Source organism: uncultured Legionella sp., assembly GCF_937871865.1.
In the GTDB taxonomy this organism is placed as follows: domain Bacteria; phylum Pseudomonadota; class Gammaproteobacteria; order Legionellales; family Legionellaceae; genus Legionella.
Genome location: NZ_CALMPD010000229.1, coordinates 1 through 6,842 on the forward strand (window position 1 = coordinate 1; position 6,842 = coordinate 6,842).

Below are 6,842 nucleotides of genomic sequence, written 5' to 3' on the forward strand. Positions count from 1 at the left end.
ACTTCACTGTTCGTAACTACTTGATTTTATTGGTGGGTCCACTAGGACTTGAACCTAGGGCCAACGGATTATGAGTCCGTCAATTACAAAATAAGTAATTGATTTTATTATAATTTTAATCGCAGGAAACCACTACAAATGTCCTACGATGTATAACAATGTCGTACTCAAATACGCAAATTCCCCACAATGGGTTTTTACAGAGTTATTTTAATATTGAAACCCATTTGACGTTATTGGGTTTTAATATTAAAATTATAAGTATGAAACTAAATAATGAAATTACATTGAAAGATCTGTTTGCAAGAGCAGTCTTTTACGCCGCAGAGGCACGTGAAGCGGGTATCCATCCCAGCCGGCTCAGTTATTATGTAAAAACGAATCGGATTGAACGTATTGGTCATGGTGTTTATCGCGGTATTGAATCCTCTGTTGATGCAGATTTTCAATGGGAAGATCTGATTATCATTGCCAAAAGTATTCCGCGAGGCGTAGTATGCTTGGTCTCAGCTTTGGCACTTTACGAGCTGACGGATGAAATGCCTAGAGAGTATTGGATAGCCGTTCCTCATGCTACGACAGCTCCTAAGCGAGAACATACTCGCATTGTTCGAATGCGTGATATAGAAACAGGCCAAACAGTACATACAATAGGACAGGAAACGATCGCCATTTTTGACAGAGAAAGAACGATAATAGACGCTTTTCGCTATCTCAGTAAAGAAATTGCTATTAAAGCACTGAAAGCAGCGGTGAAAGGGAATGCTTCCCAAAAATTGGATATTAAAAAGCTTCAGCGCTATGCCAGGCAATTTGGACTTGATCTTGAATCCTATATTTTGACGGTAACAACATGAATGAACAAGCATTAAAGGCAAGATTAAAGCATATTGCCAAAGAACAAGGCCGGAGTTTTAATGAGGTCTGGAAGTTGTTGGTTTTGGAGCGATTTTTAGCAAGACTTTCTCGTTCTGAATATTCTGACAAATTCATATTTAAAGGTGGGTTACTATTATCCTATTACTTGACTATTGGCAGAGAAACGACCGATATTGATCTACTAGCCAGGAGGTTAAACGCAGAAAAATCCAATGTAGAGCTAATCATACAAGAAATCTGCTTACTTAATCTGGATGATGGGTTTCAAATGAAGTTCATCCACCTTGAGGATTTGGAGCACCAGCATATGAATTATCCTGGGTTTCAAGTGGGAATAACCGTCCGATTTGGGGTGATGAGTGACAAATTTTATGTGGATATTGGTGTTGGGGATGCTGTGGAACCACTATCGCTTGATTGGCCATCATTTAATTACAAAGAAAAGCCATTGTTTGAAGATCCTATTTCGCTTGAAGTATATCCGGTAGAAACTATTTTTGCCGAAAAGCTGAAAACTGTCATTTTTCGAGGGGCTGCCAATAGTCGTATGAAAGACTATCATGATTTGCTATTACTATGCCGAGAGAATGAGCTTCTTGATAAAGCTCACTTAAAAGGTAATATTGTCAAAACATTTCAAAATAGGGGTACAGTCTTTTCCATTCCAATTCAGTTTCTGCCTGATGAATTAGAGCGGATGCAGCTTCTTTGGTCTGGACATTTACGTGCTTTAGGTGTTCACCGAACTCAATTGCTTGGTTTACCAGAAGATCTAGAGATGGTTATTAGTGAGCTAAATAAGTGGTTGTTAGCAATTTGATTATTTTTTATAAAAATATTGGTTGTTTTCTTCTGTAATTTCATATTGACTGAAGTAACTATTTGAGATTAAAAATTAAGCCCCAAGCTGGGGCTTAATAATTTGAAAACACATGAATCTGTCCATCATATTCAACCGAACAGTAATCATTGATAAAAAGATCCCGAGCAAAAGCCTCGAAATCAAAGTAGCATATCAAACTATCTGGCATTTGATGGACATAACAGTCATCAAATAACTGCCTGGCAAAATCAACCCCTGAATCATAACAACCTTGGTAATGATCCTCCAACATGGTTTGTGCATCATCTACCGAATAATCACAGAGAAGGGCTAAGCCTAGTTCTCCGTGTTCTTGAATAAATGAAGCATACTCTACAATATTGCTTATTGACTCATACTCATGAATTTTGATGCTGCCAAATCCTTCATAATCATGTATGGCGTACTCTTCAGCATTGGGTTCAGGGCTGTTATCCAGCATTTCCCAGATTTCTTTCATGATGTCATCTTCGCTTTGAGTAGCATCTATCCAAACACCATGCAGGATGGCGTTATTGTATGATGCTAAACAGGCGACGTAGATTGAAGGGGTGTCCATGGGATTATCTCCTTGTGTGAATGGAGCAATCCCACACGGGAGCTTGCTCCCGTGGTAGGGTATGATTAAAACGGAATTTCTTCCGAATCCGGTTGCAACATTTCACGCATCTGAGCCATGTGCTGTTCTGCGGTTTTATTGCTGGATTCGTCAGTTGATTTGGGTGAGCTGAGTAGCTGAATATGGTTAACAACAATGCTGAAGGCTTGACGTGCTTTGCCTTCGTTGTCTGTCCATTGATTGGAACGTAGTTTACCTTCTAGGTATACTTGTACTCCTTTCTTTAAATACTCAGTGACTTTGGTTAGCTTTCCAAATAGTACCAACTGATGCCATTCCACTCTGGTTTGCCATTCATTATTCTGTTTGAATAATTCATTAGTAGCCAAAGTAGCGGTGACAAAAGATTGTCCGTCTTTTCCGGTGATGCTTTTAGGATCAGCACCGAGATTGCCAATTAATTGAACGCGATTTAAAGATGCGGTCATTGTATTCTCCTGTTATTGTTTAATGTGGGTGGCATAACAGAAAAACATCCGCATAAGCAGGTGGTTTTCTGTTATGCGGAAAAGACTTTAATTACTTCAATTAACAAGCGATTCGTTGAGTATCGAACTGTTTGACAAAGGAGATCAGTGATTCCAATTTGTTTAAACTTAGCTCTGCTTGCTGAATGTCATGGGTGTTAATTTGAAGTCGGTGTCGGCTTAAATCATTCACACAACAATTCAGCTCAAAGAGCAAATGTTCAATCTCAAGTTGTACTGGTTCCTGTTGTTGCATGGTAGCTCCTTGGGGTAGGGAGGATTAGCCCCAAAGGGACTGTTCATCCCAATTGGGTTATGCAAAAAAAGATCACCGAAACTTCGGTTGATTTACCTGATTATTAATGATGATGTGCTTAAAGCACTCCTCGGGCGTAAAACCGTAAAGATATCTCCTGATAGGGTTTCCCTGCTAAACGCTTTGCCATGGAATTAGGGAACAAGATGGCATATCACAAGACCTGGTCCAGCCACGGGGTTAGGGAATGAAGTGGCTTAGCATAAGACGTCGGTTGACGTTTCGCCGGAATTTCACCAGCTCATCAGTCATGCTTGATTCCAAATTAGCAAAGCGGTGCTTGCTTCGCAAGGGATTTTGGAAAGAATTTTGTCCAATCCCGATTGGCGGGATCGGACAAAATGCTGAAATGTGTTGATTTTACGCGGTAAAATCAATGTGATTTTTCTGCGTCACTGCTGGGTATGGGCAGTGACGCAGAAAGGTGTTCTACTGCATTGGAATTTGTTTTTAAATAAGTTTATGTATTGGGGTATGCATAAAGCAAAGCTAGCAAGCCATATCCAACATTTTTTATGCCTCCAATGAGCATTGGTGAGTGTATCTATGAAATATGCGTTCAAGATTATGACTACTATCTACAACAGAAATAAAATGATGCTTACAGAAGTAAGAGGCATAAGAAAAATGGTCATCATTTATTGAAAAACATAATTAATAACGACATGTATTAAGCCCTAAACTCCGCTTGTGATAAGCAGCATAACATAAACAACAGTGCTTGCTTTGAGCCTCTCGATAAACCTTGATACACGTTTTATTATCACAAGAGATTTCCTAGGAAAAAATGTACATAACTGTTTGATTTTAGCGAATAAAAACTCAATTAAAGGAAGATATTAAGATAAAACTCCCCCTCTTTTGGCCTACAATATTATATTTTTTAAGAGCGGTATGGTAAAATTACGAGCAATAATAGCCGATGGAACATAACATGAGCCTTCCTTTAGATGACACTGCAAATCCGCTCTACAAACAATCTGTTGTAGCCCAGATAAACCGCATCACCAATTGGCAACAGTATTTTCCCTCAGCGCGTGCGTTATTTTCAATTTCAGCTCAGTATACCAATAAAGACGTTGTTGCAGCTTATCATCAATTAGCGATACGCTTTCACCCGGACAAAAACCCTGAAAATCCAGCAGCAGATAATGCTTTTAAGTTAATAAATTTGGCAAAAGAAATGCTGGAATTTGAACTATTAAGCACCACTGAACAGCGCGAGGAATTCGAACGGGTGGTTAACAATCCATTCTTAACAGCAGAATCTCAATATAAATATTTTGGCGCTAATTCCGGCTTTGGTAACCCCTATACACAAGGCCATGGCACGGTACCTAAAGAAGATTTTAATAATCCCAGCCTTTATAAAGACCAGGGCTTTTCCGCTATCCTTGCAGTACTTGAGCGTGGCCGTAAGGCAGTAGAGTTGCAAGAAGGCCTCCACGATTTTTGTCCTTTCAAGCTTCCTTCTGCAGGAAAAGAACAACTTGCCACGCTTATGGCACAAGGCTCCACCACTGAATCCATTAACATCGTCGCTTGGTTAAATCTCTGCCGCTACCAGGATGATTTTGATTTTTTTCAACAACTATGTGACTACATGCTTAATCAAAAGCATCAGACTCCACTGGCACAAATCAAAGATTTTTTACCAAAATATGGTGATCATTCAGACAATACTACCTTAATTAATCATCTCTTTGCTGTAATCGATGCTCGGACGGCTCATTTTGTGATGTCTCAATTGTCTCGCTTTATTGACATTAAAACCCAGGATGAGCTGCTAAATTACTTTAAGGATTGGCAATTCAATGCTGTCCGTGAACATTATAGACAGAGCTATCATGTGACTGTGGCATTTCTTGGCTGGCACTCCTCATCTGAGTCATTGCGTAAAGAATTACAAGAGCATATCAAAAGAGAATACTGCCGTAATCTTAGCTGGCAAGTGAGAGGTGGGGATAATGACTTACTAGACAAGGAACTCTATTTTGATAAAGACAATATGTGGTCATTCAAATCAAAGTCACCTTGCCATCTATCAATCACAAAAGAAAAGCAGAATTTCAGCACCTTGATATCTGTCCTAAGAGAACAGGGGGTATTAACCGTTTCTGAAGGACTTTATGTAGCATCATATAGAAACTGTCTGGACGAATTAAGCACTATTCTATCACAACATCCACAACTGCCGTTAAACTCCTATTATCTGCTTTATAATTTGATGAATATTGATGTTTTAAATCTTGAGTCGAAGTATGACCGGTACACATTTAAACGTGTAGTCTTACCCGGAAGGATAGAGAATACACGGGAAAACGTTATTACCTGCAGTACACAGTTGTTTAAGCAAATTTTAGCCTACGCTCGATTAAGCCCAGAGCAATTAACCGAATTGTTCTTGTTTCTTCTGGAAAATAACGACTCTTCAGACATCCATATCGCAAACTTTATTCTAGAGCTAATGGATGATTATTCCCTTACGGATGCTCTGCAAAAAAAAATCTGGCTGCATTGCATTAAAACGTTCACTTATTATCAGGATTCAACATTTCTTGACAGGCTCATCAAACAAGCCAGCCCGTTGTTTTTTGATTCAATCCCCCTTCATAATTATTTATTTAGAAATGCCTATAAACCAGAGCTTATTACTAAAATTGTAAACGCTGCCCCTCGTTTTGTATCCTGCCACTATAACAACATGCCAGTGATGACTGGATTTGTAAGTTATACTTTTTTTACAAGCTACAGGCATGACGACAAATACAGCATTGGAACGGTAAATGGGCTGTACTTGCATCATAGTCTGACTAATATCTGTGTGTACGGTGTTCCCAGTACAAGCAAAGCCTGTGCTATTATTGAGGCTATGAGGGCTAAGGATTACGCTCTGTTTAATGTCGATCTTGAAATTCCTATTTATACAAATTCGAAACAGCATGATGTATACCAATGGTTTTATAACGAACCTTTACTGCGCCATAGTTGTTGTAATGCCATGCACATTGCCGCTATTCGCGGCCTTGACGAAGAGCTATTGGCGATGTTGGAAAAAGGTGGGAATTACCACAAAAAGGCATCCGTATGGAGAAAAAGCTCTTACTTTGGCATTGAGACCCTCATTCTGGAGCAAAAAAGCAGTTATCAATACGCCAAAGAACAGCATCTTCCCAAATCGTGCCGCTGGATACTGCAACAAGAGCTTAAAGACTACATCCAAGGGCGGGAAAAAGAAGATAATTATACTACGCGATTAAGTCTTTGCGGTTATACCTTGTGGAACGGTGGCTATAATCGAGAAGATAAATTATACGGTGCAGAAGCTCTGTTGCACCTGATAGAGTCCACACACTTCGTTGGTTTTGGCCAAGACTTATCGGTCGCTAATGACTTATCGCAAGTTCATCCGGCTTTAACTCAGGGGCGATTGGGAGCCTTGTTTGATACCTATAAGAAATTATGCCGCTGGCATGAAGAAGAACAAAAAACAAAGACAGGTACTCATTATTATTGGGATGATAAACCAGCGAAAGTGCTTTATGCCAACAAACGCGGATTTAACGACCTATCATCAAACAATAAATTCAGCCCCATTATGAACTAAGGTATAAGACCATGTATTCTAATCATGAGCGAATAAATAACTCACCTTACGCACAGCACCTTGCCTCCTAACTAAAACTCATTAAAATTCTT

The 6,842-nt window shown here is 39.4% G+C and carries 6 protein-coding genes; 3 read left to right on the top strand and 3 right to left on the bottom strand.

Features of this window, described 5'->3' with window-relative positions; translation table 11 throughout:
• The first annotated feature begins 158 nt into the window (after positions 1–158).
• On the top strand, positions 159–857 hold the full coding sequence (locus Q0495_RS12170) for a type IV toxin-antitoxin system AbiEi family antitoxin domain-containing protein (RefSeq protein ID WP_298626750.1): 699 nt from the start codon (positions 159–161) through the stop codon (positions 855–857).
• A complete protein-coding gene (locus Q0495_RS12175; protein WP_298626752.1) occupies positions 854–1,699 on the top strand; it encodes a nucleotidyl transferase AbiEii/AbiGii toxin family protein in 846 nt (281 codons plus the stop codon). The genes Q0495_RS12170 and Q0495_RS12175 overlap by 4 nt, the downstream gene beginning before the upstream one ends.
• A 94-nt stretch (positions 1,700–1,793) precedes the next feature.
• Here Q0495_RS12175 and Q0495_RS12180 read toward each other — a convergent pair whose 3' ends face one another.
• The 3 genes from Q0495_RS12180 to Q0495_RS12190 all read right to left on the bottom strand — a co-directional run bounded on the left by Q0495_RS12180 (position 1,794) and on the right by Q0495_RS12190 (position 3,083).
• Positions 1,794–2,300: an antirestriction protein ArdA gene (locus Q0495_RS12180; protein ID WP_298626754.1), complete on the bottom strand. Its 507-nt coding sequence runs from the start codon at positions 2,298–2,300 to the stop codon at positions 1,794–1,796.
• 65 nt (positions 2,301–2,365) lie between these two features.
• Entirely contained in the window at positions 2,366–2,788 is a 423-nt protein-coding gene (locus tag Q0495_RS12185) for a single-stranded DNA-binding protein (protein ID WP_298626755.1), read from the bottom strand.
• Positions 2,789–2,888: 100 nt separating this feature from the next.
• Positions 2,889–3,083, bottom strand: coding sequence for a hypothetical protein (locus Q0495_RS12190; RefSeq protein ID WP_298626757.1), 195 nt, complete (start codon positions 3,081–3,083; stop codon positions 2,889–2,891).
• A 994-nt stretch (positions 3,084–4,077) separates the two neighbouring features.
• Here Q0495_RS12190 and Q0495_RS12195 point away from each other — a divergent pair.
• Entirely contained in the window at positions 4,078–6,750 is a 2,673-nt protein-coding gene (locus Q0495_RS12195; RefSeq protein ID WP_298626759.1) for a J domain-containing protein, read from the top strand.
• Positions 6,751–6,842 lie beyond the last annotated feature (92 nt).